Origin of the sequence: Streptomyces sp. NPDC127068 (genome assembly GCF_042724695.1) — a bacterium.
Taxonomy (GTDB): domain Bacteria; phylum Actinomycetota; class Actinomycetes; order Streptomycetales; family Streptomycetaceae; genus Streptomyces.
Genome location: NZ_JBHXEN010000031.1, coordinates 12,506 through 36,207, shown reverse-complemented (window position 1 = coordinate 36,207; position 23,702 = coordinate 12,506). Strand labels below are relative to the sequence as shown.

At 72.4% G+C, this 23,702-nt stretch carries 29 protein-coding genes and 1 riboswitch; of the genes, 14 read left to right on the top strand and 15 right to left on the bottom strand.

The annotated features are described in order from the left end of the window. Positions 1-10: 10 nt before the first annotated feature. The 5 genes from ACFWIA_RS20400 to ACFWIA_RS20380 form a co-directional block, all read right to left on the bottom strand. Complete coding sequence (locus ACFWIA_RS20400) at positions 11-544, bottom strand: Pycsar system effector family protein (protein ID WP_387007085.1); 534 nt, start codon at positions 542-544, stop codon at positions 11-13. Further along, positions 541-1,527, bottom strand: a complete 987-nt coding sequence (locus tag ACFWIA_RS20395) for a hypothetical protein (RefSeq protein WP_387007082.1) — start codon at positions 1,525-1,527, stop codon at positions 541-543. Before ACFWIA_RS20395 ends, ACFWIA_RS20400 begins: the two co-directional genes overlap by 4 nt. Further along, positions 1,527-3,563 (bottom strand): hypothetical protein, encoded by a 2,037-nt coding sequence (locus ACFWIA_RS20390; protein WP_387007079.1) that lies wholly within the window; start codon positions 3,561-3,563, stop codon positions 1,527-1,529. The genes ACFWIA_RS20395 and ACFWIA_RS20390 overlap by 1 nt, the downstream gene beginning before the upstream one ends. Beyond that, positions 3,560-4,483, bottom strand: coding sequence for a hypothetical protein (locus ACFWIA_RS20385; protein ID WP_387007076.1), 924 nt, complete (start codon positions 4,481-4,483; stop codon positions 3,560-3,562). Before ACFWIA_RS20385 ends, ACFWIA_RS20390 begins: the two co-directional genes overlap by 4 nt. Before the next feature lie 160 nt (positions 4,484-4,643). After that, positions 4,644-5,285: a Crp/Fnr family transcriptional regulator gene (locus tag ACFWIA_RS20380; protein ID WP_387007073.1), complete on the bottom strand. Its 642-nt coding sequence runs from the start codon at positions 5,283-5,285 to the stop codon at positions 4,644-4,646. A 224-nt stretch (positions 5,286-5,509) separates the two neighbouring features. Here ACFWIA_RS20380 and ACFWIA_RS20375 point away from each other — a divergent pair, with 224 nt between their 5' ends. Then, a complete protein-coding gene (locus ACFWIA_RS20375; protein WP_387007071.1) occupies positions 5,510-6,112 on the top strand; it encodes a hypothetical protein in 603 nt (200 codons plus the stop codon). Here ACFWIA_RS20375 and ACFWIA_RS20370 read toward each other — a convergent pair. After that, the gene (locus ACFWIA_RS20370; RefSeq protein WP_387007068.1) at positions 6,099-6,905 is read right to left on the bottom strand and encodes a CbtA family protein; all 807 of its coding nucleotides are present in this window, start codon (positions 6,903-6,905) and stop codon (positions 6,099-6,101) included. The genes ACFWIA_RS20375 and ACFWIA_RS20370 overlap by 14 nt on opposite strands. 19 nt (positions 6,906-6,924) lie before the next feature. Continuing rightward, on the bottom strand, positions 6,925-7,146 hold the full coding sequence (locus tag ACFWIA_RS20365) for a CbtB-domain containing protein (RefSeq protein ID WP_387007065.1): 222 nt from the start codon (positions 7,144-7,146) through the stop codon (positions 6,925-6,927). Positions 7,147-7,209: 63 nt separating this feature from the next. Next, positions 7,210-7,287, bottom strand: a riboswitch (cobalamin riboswitch). A 181-nt stretch (positions 7,288-7,468) separates the two neighbouring features. On the opposite strand from ACFWIA_RS20365, the gene ACFWIA_RS20360 reads away from it, so the two are divergent. Next, positions 7,469-8,053, top strand: a complete 585-nt coding sequence (locus ACFWIA_RS20360) for a histidine phosphatase family protein (RefSeq protein WP_387007062.1) — start codon at positions 7,469-7,471, stop codon at positions 8,051-8,053. 24 nt (positions 8,054-8,077) lie between these two features. Here the strand turns inward: ACFWIA_RS20360 and lysA are convergent, their stop codons facing one another. Both lysA and ACFWIA_RS20350 read right to left on the bottom strand, forming a co-directional pair. Beyond that, entirely contained in the window at positions 8,078-9,427 is a 1,350-nt protein-coding gene (gene lysA / locus ACFWIA_RS20355) for a diaminopimelate decarboxylase (protein WP_387007059.1), read from the bottom strand. Further along, positions 9,424-9,852, bottom strand: a complete 429-nt coding sequence (locus tag ACFWIA_RS20350; protein ID WP_387007056.1) for an SAV_915 family protein — start codon at positions 9,850-9,852, stop codon at positions 9,424-9,426. Before ACFWIA_RS20350 ends, lysA begins: the two co-directional genes overlap by 4 nt. 426 nt (positions 9,853-10,278) lie before the next feature. Between ACFWIA_RS20350 and ACFWIA_RS20345 the strand changes: the two genes are divergently transcribed. Then, the gene (locus ACFWIA_RS20345; protein WP_387007053.1) at positions 10,279-11,508 is read left to right on the top strand and encodes a 4-hydroxybenzoate 3-monooxygenase; all 1,230 of its coding nucleotides are present in this window, start codon (positions 10,279-10,281) and stop codon (positions 11,506-11,508) included. Positions 11,509-11,557: 49 nt separating this feature from the next. Next, positions 11,558-12,235: a hypothetical protein gene (locus tag ACFWIA_RS20340; protein ID WP_387007050.1), complete on the top strand. Its 678-nt coding sequence runs from the start codon at positions 11,558-11,560 to the stop codon at positions 12,233-12,235. Between the two features lie 214 nt (positions 12,236-12,449). On the opposite strand, the gene ACFWIA_RS20335 is transcribed toward ACFWIA_RS20340, so the two are convergent. Continuing rightward, complete coding sequence (locus ACFWIA_RS20335; RefSeq protein ID WP_387007047.1) at positions 12,450-12,953, bottom strand: hypothetical protein; 504 nt, start codon at positions 12,951-12,953, stop codon at positions 12,450-12,452. Positions 12,954-13,090: 137 nt separating this feature from the next. Here ACFWIA_RS20335 and ACFWIA_RS20330 point away from each other — a divergent pair, with 137 nt between their 5' ends. Genes ACFWIA_RS20330 through ACFWIA_RS20320 form a run of 3 tightly spaced genes read left to right on the top strand, consistent with a single transcriptional unit; the run spans position 13,091 to position 14,334 of the window. After that, a complete protein-coding gene (locus tag ACFWIA_RS20330) occupies positions 13,091-14,038 on the top strand; it encodes a Scr1 family TA system antitoxin-like transcriptional regulator (RefSeq protein WP_387007044.1) in 948 nt (315 codons plus the stop codon). After that, positions 13,956-14,132 (top strand): DUF397 domain-containing protein, encoded by a 177-nt coding sequence (locus tag ACFWIA_RS20325; RefSeq protein WP_387007189.1) that lies wholly within the window; start codon positions 13,956-13,958, stop codon positions 14,130-14,132. Before ACFWIA_RS20330 ends, ACFWIA_RS20325 begins: the two co-directional genes overlap by 83 nt. Next, complete coding sequence (locus ACFWIA_RS20320) at positions 14,113-14,334, top strand: DUF397 domain-containing protein (protein WP_387007041.1); 222 nt, start codon at positions 14,113-14,115, stop codon at positions 14,332-14,334. Before ACFWIA_RS20325 ends, ACFWIA_RS20320 begins: the two co-directional genes overlap by 20 nt. A 32-nt stretch (positions 14,335-14,366) precedes the next feature. Here ACFWIA_RS20320 and ACFWIA_RS20315 read toward each other — a convergent pair whose 3' ends face one another. Further along, entirely contained in the window at positions 14,367-15,179 is an 813-nt protein-coding gene (locus tag ACFWIA_RS20315; protein ID WP_387007038.1) for a phosphotransferase family protein, read from the bottom strand. A gap of 351 nt (positions 15,180-15,530) precedes the next feature. On the opposite strand from ACFWIA_RS20315, the gene ACFWIA_RS20310 reads away from it, so the two are divergent. Further along, positions 15,531-15,746, top strand: a complete 216-nt coding sequence (locus ACFWIA_RS20310; RefSeq protein ID WP_387007035.1) for a DUF397 domain-containing protein — start codon at positions 15,531-15,533, stop codon at positions 15,744-15,746. Between the two features lie 19 nt (positions 15,747-15,765). Here the strand turns inward: ACFWIA_RS20310 and tgmC are convergent, their stop codons facing one another. From tgmC to ACFWIA_RS20290, 4 genes are all read right to left on the bottom strand, one after another. Beyond that, positions 15,766-16,920, bottom strand: a complete 1,155-nt coding sequence (tgmC, locus tag ACFWIA_RS20305) for an ATP-grasp peptide maturase system methyltransferase (protein WP_387007032.1) — start codon at positions 16,918-16,920, stop codon at positions 15,766-15,768. Beyond that, entirely contained in the window at positions 16,917-17,885 is a 969-nt protein-coding gene (gene tgmB, locus ACFWIA_RS20300) for an ATP-grasp ribosomal peptide maturase (RefSeq protein ID WP_387007029.1), read from the bottom strand. The genes tgmC and tgmB overlap by 4 nt, the downstream gene beginning before the upstream one ends. After that, positions 17,882-18,130 (bottom strand): putative ATP-grasp-modified RiPP, encoded by a 249-nt coding sequence (tgmA, locus tag ACFWIA_RS20295; protein ID WP_387007026.1) that lies wholly within the window; start codon positions 18,128-18,130, stop codon positions 17,882-17,884. Before tgmA ends, tgmB begins: the two co-directional genes overlap by 4 nt. 344 nt (positions 18,131-18,474) lie before the next feature. Continuing rightward, positions 18,475-18,843, bottom strand: coding sequence for a VOC family protein (locus tag ACFWIA_RS20290; protein ID WP_387007023.1), 369 nt, complete (start codon positions 18,841-18,843; stop codon positions 18,475-18,477). A gap of 346 nt (positions 18,844-19,189) precedes the next feature. Here ACFWIA_RS20290 and ACFWIA_RS20285 point away from each other — a divergent pair, with 346 nt between their 5' ends. The 6 genes from ACFWIA_RS20285 (at position 19,190) to ACFWIA_RS20260 (ending at position 23,699) form a co-directional block, all read left to right on the top strand. Beyond that, on the top strand, positions 19,190-19,915 hold the full coding sequence (locus tag ACFWIA_RS20285; RefSeq protein ID WP_387007019.1) for a dienelactone hydrolase family protein: 726 nt from the start codon (positions 19,190-19,192) through the stop codon (positions 19,913-19,915). A 677-nt stretch (positions 19,916-20,592) separates the two neighbouring features. Then, a complete protein-coding gene (locus ACFWIA_RS20280; protein ID WP_387007016.1) occupies positions 20,593-21,285 on the top strand; it encodes a DUF6879 family protein in 693 nt (230 codons plus the stop codon). Between the two features lie 135 nt (positions 21,286-21,420). Then, positions 21,421-21,945 carry a DUF6879 family protein gene (locus ACFWIA_RS20275; protein WP_387007013.1) on the top strand — a complete coding sequence of 175 codons (525 nt, stop codon included), beginning with the start codon at positions 21,421-21,423 and terminating at the stop codon, positions 21,943-21,945. 18 nt (positions 21,946-21,963) lie between these two features. Then, positions 21,964-22,812 (top strand): helix-turn-helix domain-containing protein, encoded by an 849-nt coding sequence (locus ACFWIA_RS20270; RefSeq protein WP_387007010.1) that lies wholly within the window; start codon positions 21,964-21,966, stop codon positions 22,810-22,812. 88 nt (positions 22,813-22,900) lie between these two features. Further along, positions 22,901-23,149 carry a DUF397 domain-containing protein gene (locus ACFWIA_RS20265; protein ID WP_385484538.1) on the top strand — a complete coding sequence of 83 codons (249 nt, stop codon included), beginning with the start codon at positions 22,901-22,903 and terminating at the stop codon, positions 23,147-23,149. A gap of 85 nt (positions 23,150-23,234) precedes the next feature. Further along, complete coding sequence (locus ACFWIA_RS20260; RefSeq protein WP_387007007.1) at positions 23,235-23,699, top strand: hypothetical protein; 465 nt, start codon at positions 23,235-23,237, stop codon at positions 23,697-23,699. The last annotated feature ends 3 nt before the right edge of the window (positions 23,700-23,702 follow it).

Below are 23,702 nucleotides of genomic sequence, written 5' to 3'. Positions count from 1 at the left end.
GCCGCCCGGATCAACCGGCGCCGGCCAGGGCGGGGACGGCCGCGGCGATCGCGGGGAGCAGGGCGAGGACGCCGCCGCGCACGCAGCGGTTCTTGGCCCGGGCGACCCGACTGGTCCCGGTCAGCGCCCGTAACAGACGGGGGCACGGGTCCGCGCCGCCCCTGCCGAGGCCCGCGTACAGCACCGCGCCCGCCTGCGCGGAGAGGACGTCCTCGTAGTAGGCGAGGACCGGCACGGGTCCCTCCGTCAGCGCGGTGGTGCGCGGAACGAGGGCCATCAGCAGGAGCAGCAGCGCCCCGGTCGTCATGACCGTCGCGCACCACCACAGGGGCGGGGCCGGCGTCGCGCCGGACGGGCGGCGGGCGAGCAGCAGGCCGAGCAGGGTCGCGCCGGTGGCGAGGAGGACGGCGGCCTTGCCGTCGGCGCGGCCGATCTCCTGGTGGTTCTGTGCGACCAGTTCCCGGGACAGCGCCGCGCCGTCGTCCCCGTACGGCCCCGCCCCGTACAGCCCCGTCCCATACGACCCCGTCCCGTACGGGTTCACGCCGACCGCCGGTGCGCGCCGCTCCCGTGCCCACCGGCCCCGTGCCCACCGGCCCCGTCCGGCGGCGCCCCGTTCGCCGCGGCCCCGGGGACACCGTCCCGTTGCATGCGCCGCAGGACCTCGTCCCCCTGGGGCAGGCCGACCTCCCGGAGCAGGTGCGCGACGTTCACGCCCACCAGGCCGCGGTGCTCCCCGTTCAGCCCGCGCAGCGTCGCGGCGAGCGAGTGCTCCCAGCCGTCCCGGTCGGTGAGCAGATCGCGGTGGGCCACCGTCCAGTCGAGGACGTCCCGGGCCTGGTCGGGGTGTTGGAACAGCCAGAAGGCGACCAGGTCCGCGGGGCCGCCGGCCACCACCTCGCGGTAGAAGCGGTACGCCTCCCGCTGCGCCTCGCCGAAGAGGGGCGGCACCACGGGGCCCGCGTCCACCGCTCCCGTCAGCGGTCCGGGTACCTGGTCCAGCAGCCAGTAGACGATGCCGACGCCCTCGATCACCCTCGGCTGTCCGGGCGGCGGGGCGAGCACGGGGGCACCGTGGCGCGGGGGCGGCTGCCGCAGGGGGTCCGGCGTTCCGGCCGGCGCCGCGACGTCCCGGGCGATCACCTGCCGTGCCGCCTCCTCGGTCAGGCCGCCCCGCACCGCGGTGACCGGGTCGCCGATCCGCCAGGCGACCTGATGGTGCTGCGGCGGTCGGAGCGGGCCGCCCGCAGCGACCTCGACGGTGCAGCGGCGTTCCACGAGCGACACCCGACTGACCCTGCGGAACCGGCCGTTCCACACCTGGCCCAGGGGCGGACGGGGGTACGGGGTCCCGGACCACCGGGGTGCCGGGCCGCGCGGGGGTTCCACCCGGTCGGCACCGTCGTCCGCCAGGAACACCAAGGCGGAGTGCGACTGCGCAACGAGGCCCAGCCGCGAGCCGAGCAGCGCCCGGAACGGCGACGAGTGCAGCGGGGCGATCAGGGGGTCGATGAGCCCAGTGATCATCAAACGGTCCTCTCGTGAGTGAGGCTGCGTCGTCGGTGCCGACGCAACAGGAACGGGGGCGGTCCGTGGTGCGCGGAGAACGTGCCGGCCAGCGCGGACAGGAAGGCGGGGAAGGCGGCCCGCACCTGCGGCCGGGGGTCCTCCTCCACGTCGAGCACCCCGTCCGTCACGGACTCGCGGAGGTCCGGGACGTCGAGGGCCTCGGACACCAGGGCGAGGGCCTGCTGCGGGTGCTCGACGATCACGTCGGCCAGGCTCACCTTCCGCGGGCCGGACCTGCCGGGGAGCGGGAACGTCGACAGGGCCATCGCTTCGACGGCTTCGGCCGCGAAGGCGTGGCGCTGGGTGCCGCCGTCGGCCCGCAACCACCGGTCGAGTTGGTCCAGTACGGGGACGCGGTTCGGCTTCTCGGTGAGCAGCACGCTGAGGGCGAACGAGACGGCCGGGTGCACGTTCCGCACGGTCAGTTCGTCCCGGGGGCCGTCGAGGACCGCGTCCAGCAGCCGGAGCGCCCCCGCGGGGCGGGCCAGTCCGTAGGTGCCGGCGCAGGTCTCAGCGACGGTGCACCGGACGTTCACCTGACGGGAGCGGCTCCAGCGGCGCAGCTGCTCGCGGACGGCGCCCTGGGAGTCGACGTGCTGGGCGGCCTCCCCGAGGGCGAACGCCACGAGGCGGCGTTGCCAGCGCAGCGAGGACACGGCGAACGGGGCGAGTTGGTCCAGCGCGTCGGGCCCGGTGGCGTGGGCCAGTACGGTGCCGATCGACCGTCCGGCCGCGAGGTCGGTGCCCGGCTGGTGGGGCAGGTCGCTGAGCGTGCGCCACACCAGCTCGGGCAGGCGTTCGTGGTCGAGCCACAGTTGCCGCAGCAGTGCCTCGGGGCGGTGCCGGCCGGCGAAGTCGACCCGTTGGACGGGGTAGCGGTGCCGGTGGGCCGAGCCGTGCTCGCGGGGCAGGAGCCGGGCGCCCACCGCGGCCAGCCGGTCCGCGAGGGAGGGGCCGAGCACATCGGGTCGGTCCGGCCGCTCCCCCGCCGGTCCGGCTTCGGCGGGTTCCCCGAGGAGGGGGCGCAGCCGGGCGGCGAACCGGGTGATGACCGTGCGGTCCTGACGGGGCAACAGGGCGACCGCGACCAGCAGGGCGACGGAGTCGGCGCTGTGCCGCGCCTTGTCCAGGGCGAGCCGGGCGGCGGTGTCGCTGCCGAGGCGCAACCCCTCCAGCGCGGTGGCGGCCGGCCGGTCGGCGCGTACGGCCGCGGCCAGTTCCGCGGCCAGTTCCGCGCCGTCGCCGGGCAGCCGGTGGGCCGCCAGGTACGCGCTGACCTCCTCGGATTCGAGGTGGGCCAGGGCGGTGGAGAGTCCCGCTCCGGTGAGCCTCCCGGTGTCGACCAGGGCGTGCAGGTGGGTGACGGCCACCTCCCGGGGCGGCGGCGGACCGTGCACCACCTGCCACGGCCGGGTGTCCGCCGGGAGCCCCACCTCTTCGCCCACCGTGACGACCAGATGGGCCCCGGCCCGGTGCAGCAGGTCGGCCAGGGCGGTCAGCTTCACGTCGTTGAGGGTGGCGGCGGCCTCCGGGGAGAGTCCCTGGAGCAGATAGCCGCGCCCCTCCTTCGGCTTCCAACTCGCCAGGTCGGCCTGGGGGTCGAGCCCGGTGACGCCCGCGACCCCGTGCCGTTCGGCGAGCAGGGCGAAGCCCGCCGTGCCCGCTCCGGTGCCGCTCTGCGCCCGCAGCAGCAGGACCCGGCCGTCCAGCACCTTGCGGCACCGGACGTGCGAGGTGGGCTCGACGAACCCGCACAACCTCGACGTCACCTGGTCGGCCGGGTACGGGCCCTCCCGCAGCACGGGCTTGAGCACCTGTTCGCTGACGGACACGCCCACGATCAGGTCCCCGTGCACGTCCCCCATCACCGCGGCGCCGCCGCCCTGCACCTGCTGCCGGTTGTCGCGGTAGGCGTCCCCGGCGGTCTCGGCGCCCGGGCCGGGGTCCTGTTCCGCCCGCTGGTCGTCGGCGGCGGGGTCCGGTGCCGGGTTCACGTCCGGTTCCCGTCGACGTGCTTGTCGCCGGAGACGTTGTCGCCGCCGCCCCAGTGCTGGTTGGTGCCGTGATACCCCGTGGACGTGGTGGACGTCGTGGAGGTGGTGGACCGGCCGGTGTACGTGAAGTCGCCGCCGATGTCGCCCATCACGGCCGCGCCCTCGGTGACCTGCTGGCTGTTGCCCTCGTACCGCCGCTGCGGCTGCTGCGGCGCCGCGGCGGGCTCCGCCGGGGGCACGGCGGGTTCCTCGCGCGCCGGTACGCCGGCCCGCAGCAGGCCGCTCGACGGGGAGGGCACGTAGAGCCACGCGCGCTGGGCGAAGTTCTTGCCGTCGACGGTGGCCGGCACCTCCAGGCAGCGGTCCGGGTGCAGGGCGGTGTACCCGCCGAGCACCACCTCCTCGTGGACCCGGTCGGAGATGATCGCGGCGAGGTGGGTGACGTGTTCGCTGCTGTCGGCGAGGATCGCCTTGACCGGGCGGGAGTCGAGCAGCCGGTGGACGTCGTTGCGGGGCATGCCGTTGCCGTCGCCGCGGCTGCCCCCGTCGGGCAGCGGGCCGACGTGGACGCTGGCCCGCAGCCGGATGCGCGGCCCGACCTCCTGGTGGTTGTAGGCGCCGAGCACCCCGTCCAGGACGCCCAGGAACGGGGCGAGCACGAACGGCAGGTGGACGGGGTCGAAGCCGAACACGATGCCGTCGCCGGTGCTGGCCGGGAACCGCTTGGCGTCCCGCAGCGCGTGCAGGTCGGCGCGTTCGAGGGCGTCGTCGACGAGTTCGGGGATCAGCTCGCTGACCGCGGCGTGCTGGACGGCGGGCAGCCCCGTGAAGTCCTTCGCGTCGACGGCGAGCAGGGCCCGGTACGGCGGCAGGGGGCGGCTCTCGGCGTTCGGGACGGGCGGGGTGGTGGTGACGGGCATGCGGAGGACTCCTCGGGAGCTCGGGCCTGGTGTCGGTGCCGCCGGAAGCGGCCGTACCGAGACTGGCCCCGCCCGTCCGGCCCGAGTGCCCAGCGCAGGGCGGAACCCGGGTGGCCCGCCTCACACGTGCGGCCCGCGGGTCACACCCGTGGTCCTCGGATCACTCCGCCGCGGCCCACCGCCGCAGCGCGCCGAGGTCCTTGACCACGATCACCCGGCGGGCCGTCTCCACGGCGCCCGCCTCCCGCAGTCGCTGGAGCCCGGTGATCGCCGCGTTCCGGGTCACGCCGATGGCCTGGGCGAGTTCCTCCTGCGCCAGTCCGCTCAGGCGTACGCTGCCCGCCCCGTCCGTGTGGCCGCCCAGTTCGGCCAGCCGCAGCAGGGCCCGCGCCAGCCGTACCACCACGGGCAGGGTGAGCAGTTCGGTGCGGTGCGCATCGGATTCGCGCAGCCGGGAGAACGCCTGACGGATGAGGTCCAGGAGCAACCCGCGTTCGTCGACGAACCGTTGGAACCGCAGGGCGTCCAACACGACCGCGGTGCACGGGGTGAGGGCGACCACTTCGGCGGTGCGCTCCGTTCCGTGGAACACCGACGCCTCGCCGAGCAGGTCACCGCGTCCCCGGAAGGCGAGCCAGGTCACCACGCCGCTCTCCTCCCGGCGCAGCACCTGGGCGATGCCCTCGGTGAGGGCCAGCAGATGGGTGCCGGGCGTCCCCTGCCGCAGCATGACCTCACGGGCCCGGAACCGGCGGGGCGTTCCCTGGGCGCGCAGCTCGCGCCAGACTTTCTCGGACAGCAACGAATCCTCCGGCGGGATGCTCGTCCATGTCTACCGGGTACACCGGGTCTCCCGGGTATACCGGGTCTACCGGACCAGGCAGTTGTACGCCCCCGGGCGCCCGCGGGACTCCCGAACCATCCACCTTGGCCGAGAATGTCCCCCCGCATGCGGATCGTCCGACGGGAGCCCGGACGGGTGCTCGACGCGGAGCGTTGTCAGTGGGCCGTCCTAGGCTCGTTCGCATGGCGCACACCCTCATGGTCTACGACGGCACCACGGACGCGACCTCCGCCGGACCCCGTACCGGTGGCATACCCCTGGCCCCCGCGGACTTCGCGTGGCCCCGGTGCGACACCTGCCGCGGGGCGATGCAGTTCCTGGCGCACCTGCCGTTCGACGACGCCGTGGTGGCGGTGTTCAGCTGTGCGAACGAACCCGGCCAGTGCGCGCAGTGGGAGGCGTTCGAGGGCGGCAACCGGGCGTTCCTGTTCCCGCCCGACGGACTCGTCCCGGCGACCGTGCCCGAGGCGGGCGAGACCCGGCTGGGCGCGGTGACGGCGATCCGGACGGAGGTCGTCGACGAGGACGCCTACGACGATGCGCGCGGGGTGTACGGGGCGCGGGTCGGCCGGGGGCGGGCCGTCCTGGGCTCCTGGGGCGGCGAGCCCGACTGGTACGACCCGGACGGCTGGCCGTCCTGCCCGCAGTGCGCGCGGCGCATGGACTTCGTGGCGCACCTGGAGGAGGGCTACGAGCACAGGACCGCCGCCAACTTCGGCGGCGGCCTCGGCTACGTACTGACCTGCGCGCCGTGCACGCGGGCCGTGTTCCTCACCCAGGGCTGACGGCGTCCCGGGCGGCGGCCTCCCGCGCGGTGGTCCGCCGGTCCGGGGCGAGCACCCGTTCGGCGAGTTCCCCGAAGAGCAGTCCGAAGGCCGTCCACAGGGTGGCCTGCACGGCGAGCGCGGCGACGCGGAACTTCCACACCACCGTCGCCGGGAAGTCCTCGGGCATCTCGTTGACGGACGGCAGGAACGCGAAGGCGAGCCCGACCACCAGCACCAGGAACGCCCCCGCGGCGACGGTCGCGTTCCAGTTGCCGAGCCGGGGCGCGAGCCGCTGCCCGAGGATGACCGCGCCGACGGTGAGCAGCACGCTCAGAACGAGCATCAGCAGGTAGAGCGTGGTGCGCCGGCCCACGCTGTCGTCGGCTCCCACGGCCGGCGGGTTGGCGGGGTACTTGAGGAACGGGACGACGTACACGGCGACGAGTCCGGCGACCGCGAGCAGCAGGGCGGTGGCGCGCGGCGTGAACCGCCCGATCCGGCCCAGTGCGTAGCAGTACGCGAGGGCGGCGAGCCCACCGAAGGCGACCCCGTAGACGAGGATGCCGGTGGCGAGTCCGGCGGTGGCCTGGAGGTCCCGGCTGACGAGCGGTTCCTCCTCGGCCGCGCCGTGGTCGTGGCCCGCGGCGCCGTGGTCGTGGCCGGCGCCGGCCGATTGGGCGTCCTCGTACGCGATGGCCGAGTCGACCTGCGGTTCGCCGAGGAAGTAGGCGACGAGCAGGGCGAGTACGCCCGCGGCGAGCCCCGCGAGCATGCCGCGCACGAGGAGCCGTCTGACGGTGGTGGAGTTCATGAGCGCGGTCCGGTTCCCCTCAGTGGCACGGGTAGCCGAGGAGGTGGCGGGCGTCGTGCACCCACTCGTGCACGCCCTCCCCCGAGACGAGCGCGACGGCACCTTGTTCGGCGCCGATGAAGTACAGCAGGATCAGCATCAGGACGCCGCCGAACACGGCCCAGGGCGCGATGTCCTTGAGCGGCAGCTTGGCGGGCGGTGCGGTGGGTGCGGCGGTCGGTTGGGCGACGGACTGCGCCATGGGGCAGGACCTCCTGGGGAACTCGCGTCCCGGCTCGGTGGTGCACAGGGACGAGGACCGCGGGTCTGACTCACCCGTACCCGCCCGGGGGCGCGTACGGGCACACAGTGGCGCGACCGTGCCGGATTCCCACCGGTTTCCGCCGTGCCCTCGTCGTTGACGTGATGGAGTGGTGCACGCACGCCAGGTTGGCGTGTACGCGACGTGAAGGTACCGCGTACCGGGTGGCGGGGAAAGAGGGCCTTGACGTGCGGTCCGCCCTGTTCACCGGACCGTCACGCACGGTGGTCCCTCCGGGGTGCGGTGCGAGGGAGTTGGCTGAATGACGACGACACGGGTGACCCTGGTGGCGCCGGCGCTCGGACGGGACCTGAGGGAGGCCAGGTTCGCCGGGGACGGCCCCTTGGACCCCGCGGCCCGGGCCGCGGCCACCGCGGCGGGCGCCGAACTCCCCGACGCCCCGCACTGGTTCTGCTCCCCCACCGGCCGCTGCCGTGACACCGCCCGCGCCCTACGGGCAGCCGCCGGCCCCCGACCCGTCGCGGAGCCGCCCGCCCTGACCGGTCTGGACGTGGGCCGCTGGCGGGGCCGGACGCTCGGGGAAGTGAGCGCCGACGACCCCGCCGGTCTGACCGCCTGGCTCGCCGACCCGGCGGCGACCCCGCACGGCGGCGAGTCCCTGCACGCCCTGCGCGCCCGCGTCGGCACCTGGCTGGACGCCCTCACCGACGAGGGCGGCCGGGTCCTCGTCGTCGCCGAACCGGACGTGGTCCGCGCCGCCCTCGCCCACGCCCTCGACCTGCCGGGGCCCTCGTTCTGGCGGCTCGACGTGGCACCACTGACCTCGGTGGACCTCAGCGGACGGTCCGGCCGCTGGAACGTCCGCCCCGGCCGCCCCCTCGGCTGAGGTCCGGGAGTCACACCGACCCCGTCACACCCCGACGTCCCGCCCGCACATGTCGTCCAGCGACTCCCGGCGGACCAGCAGCCGGGCCCGGCCGTCCCGTACGGCGACCACCGGCGGGCGGCCCACCAGGTTGTACGCCGACGCCATCGACAGGTGGTACGCCCCGGCGACCGGCACCGCGAGCAGGTCACCGGGGTGCACGTCCCCGGGCAGGGCCGCGTCCGCCGCGAGCACGTCCCCCGCCTCGCAGTGCCGTCCGACGACCGTCACGACCGCCGGTTCGGCCCGCGAGGCGCGGCCCACCAACCGGGGCGCGTACCGGACCCCGTACAGCGCGGGCCGCGGGTTGTCGCTCATCCCGCCGTCCACCGCGACGAACAACCGGGCGCCGGTGCGCTTCACAGCGAGCACCCGGTACAGCGCGACCCCGGCCGGCCCGGCGACCGCCCGCCCCGGCTCCACGATCAGCCGCGGCACCTCGATGCCCGCGGCGGCGCACCCACTGGCCAACTCGGTGCGCACCTTGTGGGCGAGGCGGGTGAGGTCGAGCGCCGGCTCACCGGGACGGTAGGCGATCCCGTGCCCGCCCCCGAGGTCCAACTCGGGCAGCACCAGACCGTGTTGCCGGTGCAGCCGGGCCATCAGCCCGACGATCCGCCGCACCGCCGCCAGATACGGCTTCACCGTGGTGATCTGTGAACCGAGGTGCACGTGCAGCCCGGTCAGGCGCAGTTGCGGCTGGTCGAGTATCCGGGCGATGGTGTGCTGCGCCGAGCCGTCGGTGAGCGACAGCCCGAACTTCTGGTCCTCGCCGCCCGTCCGGATCTTCTCGTGCCCCCCGGCGACGATCCCGGGAACCACCCGCACCATGACCTTCTGCGAGCCGCGGGGCCCGATCGCGGCGGCCAGCCGGGCGACCTCCGAGGCGCTGTCGATGACGATGCGCCCCACGCCGAGCCGCAGCGCGGTGTCCAGGTCACGGGGGCTCTTCGCGTTCCCGTGCAACACGATCCGCTCGGCCGGGAACCCGCTCGTGACGGCCAACTCCAGCTCACCGGCCGAGCAGACGTCGAGCCCCAGCCCCTCGTCCCGCACCCAGTGGACCATCGCCCGGCACAGGAACGCCTTCGCCGCGTACACCACATCGGCCTCGGCCGCGGGGAACGCCGCCCGGTACGTCCGGCACCGCTCCCGCACCTCGCCCTCGTCCAGCACGTACGCGGGGGTCCCGTACCGCTGCGCGACCTCCGTCAGCGACACCCCGCCGACCGCGAGGTCGCCGTGGGCCAGGTGCCCCGCCGAAGCGGGCCACACGGACAGGTCGTCGGGCCCCGGCGCACGGACGGCGTCGGGCGCCGCGTGCACGGTGGTCATCGCACACCCGCCGCGGTGGCCGCGAACAGGACCGGGGCCCCGGTCGTCGCACCCCGCACCGGACCCGCCACGAGCACCGGGTCGACGGTGAGCAGCGCCACGCCCAGCGGCACGGTCAGCGCGCGCAGTGCGGGGGCGGCGAGCCGGACGTACGCCTGCCCGGCGCCCAGCGCCCGGGCGAGCCGGGCCGCCGACGTGAACCCGACGGCCGTCCGCTCGCCCAACGGCGTACGGAACAACCGGGCCGCGCAGCCCACCGTGCCGGCCTGCACCGGCACGTACAGCGCGGCGCCCCGCGCGGACGCCGACCGCCCGGGCTCGGTATCCGGAGGCTCGGGTTCGTCCGCGCAGGCGCTCGCGCCCCCGGAACCGTCGGCGTCGGGGCGGTCGCCGCGCGGGCTGCTCACACCGGTGGGGTCGGCCATGGGGTCCTCCGTGGAGTGCGGGGTGGGTGTCCGGGTGGGGGCGCCCCCGGGCCCTCGGGAAGGCAGGGGCCCGGGAGGCCGTACGGTGACGCTATGCCCGGCCCGGCGGCCCCGGGGACACCCCCTGACGTGACGCTGATGCGCAGGGGGCGGACGTTGATGCAGGCCATACGCGAATGCCCCGGACACCTCGGGCACCTCGGGCGCACCACGGCGGACCGGGCAGCGAACCGCGCGGGAACTGCGGCAGGGGCTTCGACGCGGGCTTCGGCACAGCCCTCACCCGCCGGCTACCGACCCAATCCCGCCAATATTTGTCCGACCTTGAATGGACATTGTCCGCTTGTAGGCAAAATCAGCACTGATCGCACTCATCATGTCAATGTCCCTTATCCATCAGCTTATCGGCGCTTATGATGTTCTCTTATGAGAGAGGGCGGGGCGGCGGACGCCGCCGGTGACAGAACCGACGTGATCGTCCTCGGCGCGGGCCCCGCCGGGCTCGTCGTCGGGAACCTCCTCCAGGCAGCGGGCATCGACTGCGTCATCCTGGAACGGGCCACCCGGGCGGCCCTCCGGACCCGGGCCCGCGCGGGCTACCTCGCCGCGAACACCGTGCGCGTCCTCGAACGGCACGGCCTGGCGGATCGACTGCACCGGTACGGCCAGCAGCACTCCCACTGCGAGTTCCGCACCCCACAGGGCCGGTTCCGCCTGGACTACGGCCACCTCGGCCCGGGCGAACCGCACACCGTCTACCCCCAACAGGAACTCGTCACGGACCTGCTGACGCGGTACGTGGACACCGGGGGCCGCATCCACTTCGCCACCGAGGCGACCGCCGTACTGGACGCCGACGGCACCCGACCCTCGGTCCTCGCCCGGGACGCGGACGGCCGCCCCCGCCGCTGGCACGGCAGGTACGTGGCGGGGTGCGACGGCCGGTACGGCGCGGCCCGCCGCTCCCTCCCGCCCGGCACGGTCCGACGGCACCACCGCGACCACGCCGTGTCCTGGCTCGCCCTACTGGCCCGGGCACCGCAGAGCATCGACGCCGTGGGGTACGCCGTTCACCCCGCAGGATTCGCCGGACACATGGCGCGCGGCCCCGAGATCACCCGCTACTACCTCCAGTGCCCCCGCGGCACCCCGGCCGACGCCTGGCCCGACGACCGCATCTGGACCGAACTGGACCTGCGGATGCGCGCCACCGACTACGGCCCCCTCCACCGGGGCCCGATCCTCCAACGCCTCGTCTTCCCCCTGGAATCCGACGTGTTGGAACCCCTGCGCCACGGCACGCTGCTCCTCGCGGGCGACGCCGCCAGCCTGCTCGGCCCCTCCGCCGCCAAGGGCGCCAACCTCGCGGTGCTGGAGGCGGAACTCCTCGCCCGCGCCCTGACCGACGCCCTCCTGCACGACGACCCCCGCGGCCTCCACACCTACTCGGACCGCTGCCTGACCCACATCTGGCGGGCGCTGCGGTTCTCCCGGTGGATGATCCACCTCCTGCACGACCTTCCCGTCCCCCCGGGCCCGGGCACCCCCGGCCGACCGCCGGACCGCGACGCCCTCCCCCGACGCCCCTGCCTCGAAACGCTGCGCACCTCGCGCGCGGAGCAGGACTGGTTCGCCGAGAACTACACCGACGTCTGACCACGGCCCGGGCACCGGGCCGTTCGCCGAGGCCCGAGGAGGCCCCACGATGCCGTCGACGACACCGACCCCCACCACCGACGCGGACCGGCTGCGCACCGCGGCCCGCTTCGTCCGGAACCAGGACACCACCGCACTGCTGACGTCGTTGCTCCCCGGCCTCGACGACAGCAGGACACGGATGCTGGCGAACCGCTGCCGCTTCTCGCACGCCGCCCTGCTGATCTTCCCGCCCGACCCGCGCACGCTCCACGCCCAACTCGCCGCCTGCGGCCTGCCGGTGGACGAAAGAGCAACCCCGGTGCCCAGCGTCGTCGTACGCGACCGGCTGGCCGCTCGTCACCGGCGCGAGGCCCGAGAACTGGACGTCCGCATCCTGCGTCCGTCCGCGCCCGGGCCCCACGGCACGAACCGCACGGTGGAGGTGTTCGTCCTGCTCGTGCCGCCCGGCTCCGACCTCACCGAGGTCGCCGACCACGAACGCGCCCGGGACCACGAGGCGCACCTCGCCTTCGAGATCGACGACCCGGACCCACTGGTGCTGCACGGCGTGCACGCGACCCTCGTCGAACACGGTGCGATACCCGACGGCGGGGGCTACAACCCGCACGAGGACGGCACCGTGTTCTACTTCGTCGCCCCGGGGCACGCGCACGGCGGCTACCGAAGGCTGGAGCTGTACGCGCACGGTGACCACCGCGACCTGCTCACGGCCGCCGCCCCCTGAGTACGGCGCCCGTCACGCCCCCACAGGGGTCAGCCGGGCGTCCCGTGGAACACCGCGACGACGATCACCGCGAGCAGTCCGCCGACCGAGGACGTCATCAGGACGCCGCCCCAGAAGACCCCGTCCAGGGTCACTGCACGACGGACGCGGTACGGACGCCCGTGCCGCGACCGCCCCCGCCCACCACCGCAACGCCGCCGCCGCTTCACCCCGTTCACCGGCCCGACACCTCCTCCGGCGGCTCCAGCACCGCGTAGTCCGCGAAGGTCCTGCGGTACCGCAGGTGCCTGGTCTCCTGGGTGTGCGCCCGCAGCCAGTCCTCCACGTCCGCCGGGTGACCGCACGCCCCGGACTCCGCCCCGCAGTCCGCCTCCGCCCCCGACACGCACCGCGCCGCGTACTCCGGCTCCGCGGTGGGGTCCTGCGCGATGGTGAACGGCACGTACCGGAACACCCGCCGCAGCCGCCGCGACCGCGCCTGTGACCGCTGCTCGGAGCGCTCGTTCACCACCCGTAGCCCGGCGCTGATCCGCTCCTGGGCGGTCGCGGGCCGCAACCCCGCGAACTCCGCCTCCCACTTGCGTCCGCCGCCCACCGGACGCAACAGCGCGTACGGCCCCGACTTGGCCTGGTACTGGCCCACTTTCTGTCGAACGGGGTCGAACACAACAGCACCGCTAATCAATTCCTCGCCGTTGGCTTCCACTTGCTTAACCATGCCCACTCCGTAAGCGAAACCCGTCCTGGCACGACGGATACTCAATTACTGTTCGTGCATGCAGCGTTGCGCAACGGATGCGTGTCGTTCAATGCTGCGCGTGTTCCAACTGGTCCATGTCACGGAAGGGGCGCCCTGTGAGCCAACGCAACGCCACGGGGGAAACGGGAACCATCACGTCGGCCGGCATGTTCGGAGAGGTCCTACGACATTTCCGCAAGGCCGCGGACTACACCCAGGAGGGCTTGGCGCTGGACATCCCGTGCGACCGCTCCCTCGTCACGCGGGTCGAGTCGGCGACGAGGGTCCCCCAGGACAACTTCGCACGTCGCTGCGATGAGTTGCTCAGCACGGGGGGTGTCCTCATAAAGCTGTGGGGCAAGGTCAACTGGTACCCGGAGGTTGAGCATCCGGACTGGTTCCAGCGGCGCGTGGACATGGACGCGGTGGCGGTGGCCCTGCACGAGTACCAGATGTACGTAGTGCCTGGGCTGCTCCAGACAGAGGAGTACGCCCGCGCGATCCTCTCCTACACGTACAGCGGCGACGAACTCATTGAACGACTGCGTGCACGATTGAGCCGGCAGCAGCGATTCCTGGCGGCGGACGGACCGCTGTACCACGTTGTCCTAGATGAAAGCAGCCTGAGGAACGTCGTGGGCGGAGCCGCTGTGATGCGGGCGCAACTGGCCCACCTTCTAGACGTGGGAAGGCTCCCCAACATTCGCATTCAGGTGGCGCCTTCCAGTCTGGGCGGGCTCCAGCGCCCGGATGTCTCGATGTCACTCATCAAGCTTCCCGACGGTCGAGAGTGGATCTACTCGGAGTCACTGGATAGGGGGCACTTCATCAGCGATCCAGGGGCAATTGCCCTCCACAGCCGCACCTATGATGTGCTCAGGGCCGACACCTTGTCCGCCCCGATGTCCGCCGCTTGGATCAGCGAAGCACTGGAGGGGTACGGGCACGATGGAGAGACACCTTCTCAGCGCGGGAACGTGGATCAAGAGCAGCTACAGCGGATCAAACGCAGGCAACTGCATCGAAATCGCCCCAGGTATCCCCGACTGCGTCCCCGTGGGTGACACCAAGACCCCGCACGCACCGGCACTGTTCGCGAGCCACACCGCCTGGGCAACGTTCGTCACGGGAGTCAAGGATGGCCACTTCCCCGCCTGAACCAACGACCTGGCACCGTTCCTCGTACAGCGATCGTGACGGCGGCAACTGCGTCGAGTGGTCGCCGTCGCCCGCTCAGGCCCCCGGCAAAGTCGCCGTACGGGACAGCAAGCGGGCGGGGGACGACGGGACGGTCATCGTCACGTCCCCCGAAGCCTGGACCCACCTCCTCAGGTGGACGACGACCCACCACAGCAACTGAACACGCACCCCGCGGGGCCGCGACCCACCAGGTCACGGCCCCGTACGCGGTCGACCGGACGCGTCGAGCAGCCGCCGGAAGTCGGCGTTGCGGGGCTCCGCGTCCTTCTCCCCCGCGCGGTCGGTCCAGTGCCGGCAGGTGACGTCCACGAAGGTCTCCACCGCTCTGCGGTCGGCCCGTCGCCACACGGGGAACCCGTTCAGCCACGCGACGGCGCCCTCGGGCGGCTGTCCGCAGGCCATGAGCCAGACGGCCAGGTAGACGGCGTCGACCCATACGGGACCGAGCGCGGGCATCGCCCAGTCGACCACGTACGCGCCCCCGGACGTGTCGATCAGGACGTTGTGCGGGTTGGTGTCCGTGTGGAGCAGGTGCGTGCCGTGCAGCGCGTCCGCCTCGCCGGGCCGCAGGTGTCCGGCGAAGCCGTCCGCGAGCTGCGGAAGGGCGAAGGTGGGTGTCCGCACCTGGTGCATCCGGCGCGCGGTGCGGGCGAGCGCCCCCAGGTCACCGGTTCCGGGTCCGTAGTCCACGTGCCGCCCCTCGACGTGGGCGAACGCGAGGCAGCGCCAGCCCGCCGCTTCGACGCTGTGGCGGATGCGCGGACTGATGCCGCTCACCAGTGAGTTGACCTGTTCCTCGGCGCGCAGGCCGGCCACTGCCGCGGTGTCGGACGTCCGCACGCCCTTCAGGAACAGGGTGCCGTCCTCCCGGGTCCGCACCTTCAGCGCCACGGAGCAGTTGAACCCACTCGTCACCGTCTCCGTCCCGATCACCGGCCCGGTGCGCGCTTCGACGGCGTCACGGAGTTCGGCCGGGAGTTCGTCCCACTCAACACGTTCAGTCATCGGTCACCCATCCGGCGCCCCTCTCCCACGCGCGGGGTGCGGCGGCACCTCGCGAGGACTCAGCGTGGCAGCCGGGCCCGCCCGGGAGAAGACGGCACCGCACCCACGCGAACCGGGCGGAACGCCTTCCCCCGACCGGGCTCCACGGCCCTCCCGCACCCTCCCGGAGCTGGGACGATCGACCGCCGAGCCCTTCGATGATCCGACCGGGTCACGGACAACTACCGCCGCTTCACCCGATGTTCCAGCCGCACACTGTCACATCGGCTCGCGGCTCCGCCCGGGGTAGTAACCCGGTACGAGCCGGTTGCCGCCGCTCGGATCGGCGGAACAACGGAAGGAAAGACGACCATGGACGAGCACGGTCCGACCCCGACCACCTGGATCAAGAGCAGCCACAGCGACTTCCAAGAGGCCAACTGCCTGGAGTGGTCGCCGGCCCACGCCCCCGGCAAGGTGGCCGTACGGGACAGCAAGCGGGCACGGCACGACGGACCCGTCATCGTCACGTCCCCCGAAGCCTGGACCCACCTCCTCAGGTGGACGACGACCCACCACACCCACTGAACACGCACCCCGCGGCGCGTCAGGCCGGCAGCCGCCAGGACGGTCCGCCCGGAGCACCGAGCCAGACGGTCTGGACGGAGTCGGTGACGGTCATGCCGAAGTCGCGCTGCCCGGGCGAGCCCGCGTCGATCCACGCGGCGAGGCCGTGCTCGACCTGGTCCCAGAGCCGCAGCGGGCCGTCCTGGTGGACGAGGCGGACGCCGTCGCGGAGTTCGGTCCACGCCTGGGAGCCCGTCGCCACGTCCACCAGGACCGGTTCCGCCCCGATGTGCAGCAATTCGGCTGATGGCGCGGCGAGTTGGGCGACGAACAGGGCGGTCCAGTCGTCCAACAGCGCCGGGTCGAAGCGGGTGGGGCGCACCTCGCCGTCGTGCCGATGCAGGGACGGACGGGGCGGACGGTCATGGGGGCGGGCGAGCATGTAGGTGATCTCGTCGCCGGTGAAGCGACCGTGCGCGGTGCCGTCCTCGTCCAGGGCGAGCCGGATCAGCCCGGCGCCGAACATCCACCCGCTGAGCGTGCACGTGAGGCTGCCGCCGTGCGCGAGCTGCCACAGCCACGCGGGCGGTACGGACCGCACCGCGCAGGTGGCGACGATCGCGTCGTAGCCGTCGGCACCCGCGCCGTCCTCGTACCCGTCGAGCCCGTCCCCGACGACCAGGGTGGGCCCTGCCCCGGCCGCGGCGAGGTGGCGGGCGGCGGACGCGGCCACCAGCGGGTCGTACTCGATGCTGGTCACCCGCTCGTCACCGAGCCGGTGACACAGTACGGCCGTCGAGTACCCCGTACCCGTGCCGACTTCGAGGACCCGTTCCCGCCCGCGCAGTCCGGCCGCGGCGAGCGTGCGTACGACGACCGACGGCAACGTGGACGAGGAGGTCGGCGCCCCCGACACCGGGCCCCCGGCCGCCTCGGCACCGACCCCGTCGACCTGCGTGACCCAAGTCGTGTCCGCACGGGCCATCCGCAGCCAGGCGTCCTCCCCCACGTCAGCGCGCCGGACCGGCGCCCATCGGGTTCCGTCGCGCCGGAAGACGGCGTCCCCGAGGAACAGTTCCCGGGGCACGGAGTCGAGCGCGGGCAGCCACTCTTCCCCCACGCCCGCGAGTCGTTCGCCGACCACCTCGACGAGCGACCGAGGGGGGTTGACGGCGTCTTCGTCTTCACGGGTCATGCATACGCTCCGGGGCGCTGGAGTCGGTCGGCCAGGGCTGCGGCGATCCGACCGGTAATCGGCTCGGGGAACCAGGCCCACTGACCGTTGGGATTGCACTCGTACATCCAGGGCCGGCCGTCGTCGTCCACACCGAAGTCGAAGGCGCCGAAGACCAACCCGAACGCCCTCAGATACTCCCGTACGCCCTGGACCAGTTCCCGGGGCGTCTCGACCAGCTCGTACGAAAGGTCTTCGTAGTGCCGACGCCAGTCCAACCCCGGGGACCCGGTGATCCGCACCGTGAACAGTTCGTCGCCCACCGCCGTGAGGCGCAAGTCCGCCACGGCGGGAACCCGGCGCTGGAACAGGTGCGCCGTGAGGGCGACCCCGTCACCGATCCCGTCGGGTTCGACCTCGTCCACCCATACCGTCAGGGCCGTTCCGTTGGCATCGGCGTACTCGGTAGCACGTAGCGGCTTGTAGACGACTCGACCCTGGGCTCGGGCGAACTCCCGTGCTTGGGCAGGGTCGTTGGTGAGCAGGGTGGGCGGAACCGGCAGCCCGCATCGTGCCGCCGTCGCCAACTGCGCGGGCTTGTACTCGGCTGCCCGGTTGCGGAACGGATGGTTGACGTAGGCCGCGCCGGGCAGGGCGGCCAGCGCACCTCCGAGGCCGTACCGGGCCTCCTCCATGCACCACGCGATGTCCTGCGGGGCCAGGAAGGGGTCCGTGATCGCGTAGGGACTCGGGCGGCGCCAGTAGACGGATCTCACCCGGCCCAACGGGAGGGTGCGGCTGTCGGTCCGCACCGTACCGCTGAGCCCGTCGGGTCCGAAGCGAGCCGACAGAACGACCGAGGACGGAAACCCGCCCGGGTCGAGCCGGACGACCGGAACGTCCCGGCGGTTCAGCTCTCCGATCACCGTGTCCGCCGTCACGTCGTCGGGCTGGGTGACCACGAGCACCGGTGGGCTGCTGGTCAATCCGCGTCTCCGTCCTGGTCATGGCCCTCGTCCTTGGTGCCGTCGAGGCTCGTCTTGGGCTTGGTCTCCGCCCAGGTGCGCGAGCGCCGGTGGCGGACGGACGGCACTGTCGGACCGTCCGGGTCCAGCCACACCCCGGTCTGGGTCTCCGGATCGACCACCGCCCGGCCCGGTGGAACGGACACCACGTCCGGGTAGGGCCTCATCCGGGTCAGGCCCCAGGGAACCAGGTGGGAAGAGGGCATCGCACACCTCCGTCACGTCATCGCGGGCCCCAAGCGTGGCAGCCGGGCTCACCCGGGAGAAGACGGCACCGCACCCACGCGAACCGGGCGGAACGCTTCCCCCGACCGGGCTCCGCGGCCGTCCCACACCCTCCCCGAGCTGGGACGATCGACCGCCGAGCCCTGCGGTGACCCGGCCGAGTCACGGACAACTGCCTCCGCTTCACCCGATGTTCCAGCCGCGCACTGTCACATCGGCTCGCGGCTCCGCCCGGGGTAGTAACCCGGTACGAGCCGGACGCCGCCCCTCGGATCGGCGGAGCAACGGAAGGAACCGCGACGATGGACGAACACCCGGAACGGTGTCACCGGGCCGGGACCGGCTGGGTCAGGTTCACCGGGTTGCCGTCGGGGTCCTGAATGTGGGCGACGCGCTGTCCCCACGGCATGTCGTTGGGGCCGCTGAGGACCGAGCCGCCCAGAGCCTCCACGCGCCCGAGCGTCTCGTCGACGTCGTCGACACCGATGCTGAGCAGCATCCGCGGTGCCGCCCCGGTCCCCGGGTCCGTCTTGGCCACCAACCCGAGGTCGGTGTCTCCGATGCGCAAGCCGCGGTAGAAGGCCGGCCCTTCCTCCGGTACCCGGAAGATCTCCTCGGCCCCGAACAACTTCGTGTAGAAGCCGACCAGGACGTCCAGGTCGGAGGTCAGGATCACTGGCTGGATGGTGGACATGGCGCTCCAATCGAGAACGGTCGTGTCGCCGGGTAGACCGTTCGCGGACGGCGAACTCATCGGCACAGCCGCCCTGCCAAACGACCTCCACCCCAGACTGCCGTCCACGACCAGCGTGAGCACCCCGAGAACCGGTCACGCCAGCCCCTTGAACTGCGGTTTCACGTCGGCGGAGGCTCACTCAGGGGCTGGGTGCCAGGGCATCCGCGGGGCCGCGACAGCAGGTCACGGCCCCGTACGCGGTCAGTCGACGGCCGCTGATCGGGCGCCCGCCCGGCAGCCGAGCGGTTCTGCCGGCGGTGAACCCCGGCCCGATCAGGCCCGCCGATCACTACCGTCCAGTGGCATGACGACGATCACCACGCGCACGGTCGAGTACCAGGCCGACGGTCTGACGATGATCGGGCACCTCGCGCTGCCTGCCGGTACCGAGCGCCGGCCCGCAGTACTGCTCGGACCGGAGGGCACGGGGCTCAGCGACGTCGAGCGCCGCCGGGCCGACACCCTCGCTGAACGGGGATACGTGGCACTCGCCTTCGACCTCCACGGCGGACGCTACCTGGGCGACCCCCAGGAGATGCTGGCCCGTTGCCTGCCGCTGCTCGACGACCCCGACCGGATGCGGGACATCGGCCACGCGGCGCTCGACGTGCTGCGCGCCGAACCGCGGATCGACCCCGCCCGGATCGCCGCCGTCGGCTACGGCACCGGCGGCGCGATCGCCGTGGAACTCGGGCGCGACGGCGTCGACCTGCGCGCGATCGCGACCGTCAACGGACTGGTCACCGGCCGACCGGGCGAGGCGGCGCGCATTCGCTGCCCGGTGTGGGCCGGGGTCGGGTCGGAGGACCCGATCATGCCGCCCGCGCAACGGGACGCGTTCACCGCCGAGATGCAGGCCGCGGGCGTCGACTGGCGCCTCGTGGTCTACGGCGGCGCCGTGCACGCCTTCCACCACCCGCCGGTCGACCACACCGTGCTCCCCGGCGTCGGACACCACCCACGGCACGCGCAGCGAGCCTGGCGCGACGTCGTCGACCTGCTCACCGAGTGCCTGCCCGTGACGGAGTGACCCGGCCGGTCCCCACTCGGGCACCCACTGGCCAGCCTTGACCGGTCATGGGCGAACGCGGACGATCGACCGCCGAGCCCTCGTAGCCGTACGGGACGGCAAGCGGGCGCGGCACGACGGACCCGTCGTCGTCACGTCCCCCGAAGCCTGGACCCACCTCCTCAGGTGGACGACGACACACCACACCCACTGACCACGCACCGGGCGGAGCGTCAGGCCGGCAGCCGCCAGGACGGTCCGTCCGGAGCACCGAGCCAGACGGTCGATCCAGAGGTGTTCGCGCAACGGCCGCTAACGGGGAGGGGGCTCCTGCCGCTCGTGGCCCATGCGGCGGATGGGCACGGTGCCGGCGTCCAAGTCCACCCGGAAGGGCGGGTCCTGCGAACGAACCCGTACGTGTTCCAGTACCCCACCGGAACACCCGGGGTACTACCGAGCGCTTACCCGCACGGGCACAGTGAACGCAGCGCTGGGCCGCGGCGATTGGGCCTGCGTCCCGCCAAGCACCCCGTCCGTTCGTTACTCCCCGTCGCGGGCGGACGGGGCCACACCCGCCCGCTGATTGCCCTGCGGCAATGCCCTGCAACCTCGTGCAACATCGTGGCGACCCGGAGTCCCCGCGCCGTATCGTCTGTGCGCACTGAACCACCCGTCGCCTGCGGCAACACGGAGGGGTGATGTCACACCCGGTGCTTGAGGGACTGGCCAGGGCCCGGCACTCCGCCGTGCACCTGGAGATGCGGGACGCGTACCAGCCCGACGATCCGGAGTTCCTGGCGTGGCAGCGCGGCAAGCGCCTCGACCCGGCCGGCGATCGGTCCACGTGGTGGAGGCCGTTCCTGAACGTGGTGGTCGATACGACGGCCCGCGGCGTGGCCATGCGAAGGGCCAGGGTCGTGTCCGAGCCGGTGACGGACTACATCCGCTACGAGTACGACGTGACGTTCCCGAACGTCGAGGCGGGCGAGTCGGTCCGCTGGCTTCCCCGGCGCGACGCAGCTGACCTCGCCCTTCCGGCGACCGACCTGTGGATGTTCGACGACGAGACGGTGCTGTTCACCCACTTCTCCGGAGTCGGGGAGGTGGTCGGCCGCGAGCTGCGTACCGATCCGGTTGTGGTGGAGCTGGTGCGCAACGCGTTCGAAACGGTCTGGGAACGAGCGATCCCGCACGCCGACTACCGGCCCCTCAGGGACCCGAACGGATGTGAGCAGCTTCCCCCGTTCCCAGCCGTGTTCCCGTCGCCCACGGTCACCCCGCCGGCGACTCTGTCTCATGAAGGAGGCACATCATGTCCTTGCGTTTCATCGGTAAGGACCCCGAATCCGGGGACCACGGATCGCCCGCGGTGTGGGTGGACGAGAGCGTGAAGGACCTCGTCATCCAAGGGCTGACGGCGGACGAGGAGACCTCGACCACGTGTGCGGGAGATGTTCGCCTCCCCAGCCACGAAGCGGTCATCAGGGTTCCGAAGCAGATGATTCCGCTCCTCCGGGAGGCACTCGATGTCGCAGAGTCTGACTGACTTCTCCGACCTCATTCGCTCGGCTCGGGAATCCGCCGTCCATCTGGAGCTTCGAGACGAGTACCGGGTGGAGAACGAGGTCGAACGGTTCGCAGCATGGCAGCGGGGGCACCGTCTCGACGTGGACGACCGTCCATCATGGTGGCGACCGTGGCTCGACCTCGTACAAGAGGTCACGGCGAAGGGTGTGGCCGTTCGAAGGGCCCGGATCGTTTCGGAGCCCGTGAGCGAGTACATCGCCTTCGAGCACTCCGGCACGTTCACCAACGTCGCCGCAGGCGAGGAGGTCCGCTGGCTTCCTCGGGGTCGGGCCTCGGACCTGCTGCTGCCGGGCAACGACTACTGGCAGTTCGACGGCCGACTCGTCCAGTTCAACATCTTCGACGGCTCCGGCAACTGGGTTCGCACCGACCAGACGGACGATCCGGTCATCACACGACAGTGCGCGACCGCGTTCGACGCTGTCTGGCAACGTGCCGTCCCCCACGAGAAGTTCACCGTCTGAGTACTGGCCAGCCAGCTCATGTCCTCCTCACCCCTCTCAAGCGCCCGGGCTGCGAGGCAAGCAGTCGCGGTGCGTCTGCACGAGTTGATGCAGGACGCTGGACTCTCCGGGCACGAGCTGGCCGGTCGGTGCGGGTGGCACCGGTCCAAGTCATCACGCATCGCACGAGGCGTCACGCCACCCTCCGACGCGGACATCCGCGCCTGGTGTGCGGCCTGTGGGGCCGCTGAGCAAGCAGCCGACATCATCGCGGCCTCGCGTCATGCCGAGTCCATCTACGTCGAGTGGAAGCAGATCCACCGGGACGGAATGCGGCGCGTGCACGAGAGGACCGTTCCCCTCTACCAGCGAACGCGCACCTTCCGCGTCTACGCATCGAACGTGCTGCCCGGCATGCTCCAGACCGCCGGGTACGCCACCGGGCTGCTCAGGTCCATCACCGACTTCCAGGGAACTCCGGACGACGTGGCCGACGCGGTCCGAGCGAGATTGGACAGGTCCCGGGTCATCCGGAAGGGCGATCACCGCTTCGCACTCCTCATCGAGGAGACCGTGCTCTACTACCCGGTCTGCCCGGACGAGGACATGGCGGAGCAGCTCGACCACCTGCTGACCGTCATGAAGCAGCCGAACGTCTCGCTGGGCGTCATTCCGAAGCGGTCTCCCAGGACGGTGTGGCCACTCGAAGCGTTCTACGCGTTCGATGACCAACGCGTGGCTGTCGAAACGCTCACCGCGGAGATCAACCTGACCGCTCCCGGCGAGATCCACACGTACTTACGGGCCTTCACCGAACTGTCGCGGATCGCCGTGCACGGCTCCTCTGCGCGCGACCTGATCCGAGAGGCGATCGTCGCGCTCGGGTGAATCTCTGCAACTCCGTGCAACACGGTGGAGCACCCGCGAACCCCCTCCGTAGCGTCATCGGCACACCGAGCGACATGGAGGTTGCGACATGGTGCAGACCGGTACGACGACGTCCGACGACTTGTACGAACTCTCCATCGAGGGAGCCGAGTTCACCGCAGCGTGTGGGGGCAACACGCATCCGGACGGCGAGTCCTGCGTGACGCTCGCCCGCATCGGCACGGACGCCTGGGCCGTGGGCGACAGCAAGCGGCCGGACGCGCAGCCGCTCCGCTTCACGACGGCGGAGCTGGACGCGGCCGGCATCGACCCGGCCAGGTTCGGCCTGTCCGCCTGAGAGCGGTTCCCGATCGCCCCGCCCCGATGCGGCGCCGTCCTGGTGCGTCCGGGCGGGGCGATCACTTCCCCGGAAGGGAGCACCCGTGCACGTCCACGGCTACGCGTGGCTCGGCGAGAAGGCCGTGTTCGACAGGGAGAGCCTGCGACGGCCGCCGGGGGAACCGCCCTCGCCGACCAGTCCCCAAGACCTGCTGGAGCGGCACCGCCGGGCAGCGGCCGAGTTCCCGACGGCCGACGTTCCGCCGATCCAGACCGCCCACTGGCTGACGAAGCCCCCGTCGATGGTGCGGGGAACCTGGCAGGAGCCCAAGGAAGCCGCCGAGTGGCTCGGACGACAGCTGGCGGAGTTCGCTCCCCGCTTCGCGTCCGGGGCCGAGCGGGAGGAAGCCCGGCTGGCCCTCCTGGTGAAGACAGCCGCCGAGCGCGTCATGTGCGGTGACGACGTGTCCCTGGGGCACTACCTCAAGGGCACGGTGTTCCACTCGGTCGCGCTGGTGACGTGTTCCCCGAACCGGGCCGGCCCCGAACTCCCCTGCCCGACCCGGTGACCG

Bases quoted from the DNA above. Each gene is read 5' to 3' on its own strand.
- ACFWIA_RS20395 (WP_387007082.1), bottom strand. From the start codon at position 1,527: ATGATCACTGGGCTCATCGACCCCCTGATCGCCCCGCTGCACTCGTCG.
- ACFWIA_RS20385 (WP_387007076.1), bottom strand. From the start codon at position 4,483: ATGCCCGTCACCACCACCCCGCCCGTCCCGAACGCCGAGAGCCGCCCC.
- ACFWIA_RS20375 (WP_387007071.1), top strand. From the start codon at position 5,510: ATGGCGCACACCCTCATGGTCTACGACGGCACCACGGACGCGACCTCC.
- ACFWIA_RS20370 (WP_387007068.1), bottom strand. From the start codon at position 6,905: ATGAACTCCACCACCGTCAGACGGCTCCTCGTGCGCGGCATGCTCGCG.
- ACFWIA_RS20365 (WP_387007065.1), bottom strand. From the start codon at position 7,146: ATGGCGCAGTCCGTCGCCCAACCGACCGCCGCACCCACCGCACCGCCC.
- ACFWIA_RS20360 (WP_387007062.1), top strand. From the start codon at position 7,469: ATGACGACGACACGGGTGACCCTGGTGGCGCCGGCGCTCGGACGGGAC.
- lysA (WP_387007059.1), bottom strand. From the start codon at position 9,427: ATGACCACCGTGCACGCGGCGCCCGACGCCGTCCGTGCGCCGGGGCCC.
- ACFWIA_RS20350 (WP_387007056.1), bottom strand. From the start codon at position 9,852: ATGGCCGACCCCACCGGTGTGAGCAGCCCGCGCGGCGACCGCCCCGAC.
- ACFWIA_RS20345 (WP_387007053.1), top strand. From the start codon at position 10,279: ATGAGAGAGGGCGGGGCGGCGGACGCCGCCGGTGACAGAACCGACGTG.
- ACFWIA_RS20340 (WP_387007050.1), top strand. From the start codon at position 11,558: ATGCCGTCGACGACACCGACCCCCACCACCGACGCGGACCGGCTGCGC.
- ACFWIA_RS20335 (WP_387007047.1), bottom strand. From the start codon at position 12,953: ATGGTTAAGCAAGTGGAAGCCAACGGCGAGGAATTGATTAGCGGTGCT.
- ACFWIA_RS20320 (WP_387007041.1), top strand. From the start codon at position 14,113: ATGGCCACTTCCCCGCCTGAACCAACGACCTGGCACCGTTCCTCGTAC.
- ACFWIA_RS20315 (WP_387007038.1), bottom strand. From the start codon at position 15,179: ATGACTGAACGTGTTGAGTGGGACGAACTCCCGGCCGAACTCCGTGAC.
- ACFWIA_RS20310 (WP_387007035.1), top strand. From the start codon at position 15,531: ATGGACGAGCACGGTCCGACCCCGACCACCTGGATCAAGAGCAGCCAC.
- tgmC (WP_387007032.1), bottom strand. From the start codon at position 16,920: ATGACCCGTGAAGACGAAGACGCCGTCAACCCCCCTCGGTCGCTCGTC.
- tgmA (WP_387007026.1), bottom strand. From the start codon at position 18,130: ATGCCCTCTTCCCACCTGGTTCCCTGGGGCCTGACCCGGATGAGGCCC.
- ACFWIA_RS20290 (WP_387007023.1), bottom strand. From the start codon at position 18,843: ATGTCCACCATCCAGCCAGTGATCCTGACCTCCGACCTGGACGTCCTG.
- ACFWIA_RS20285 (WP_387007019.1), top strand. From the start codon at position 19,190: ATGACGACGATCACCACGCGCACGGTCGAGTACCAGGCCGACGGTCTG.
- ACFWIA_RS20280 (WP_387007016.1), top strand. From the start codon at position 20,593: ATGTCACACCCGGTGCTTGAGGGACTGGCCAGGGCCCGGCACTCCGCC.
- ACFWIA_RS20275 (WP_387007013.1), top strand. From the start codon at position 21,421: ATGTCGCAGAGTCTGACTGACTTCTCCGACCTCATTCGCTCGGCTCGG.
- ACFWIA_RS20270 (WP_387007010.1), top strand. From the start codon at position 21,964: ATGTCCTCCTCACCCCTCTCAAGCGCCCGGGCTGCGAGGCAAGCAGTC.
- ACFWIA_RS20265 (WP_385484538.1), top strand. From the start codon at position 22,901: ATGGTGCAGACCGGTACGACGACGTCCGACGACTTGTACGAACTCTCC.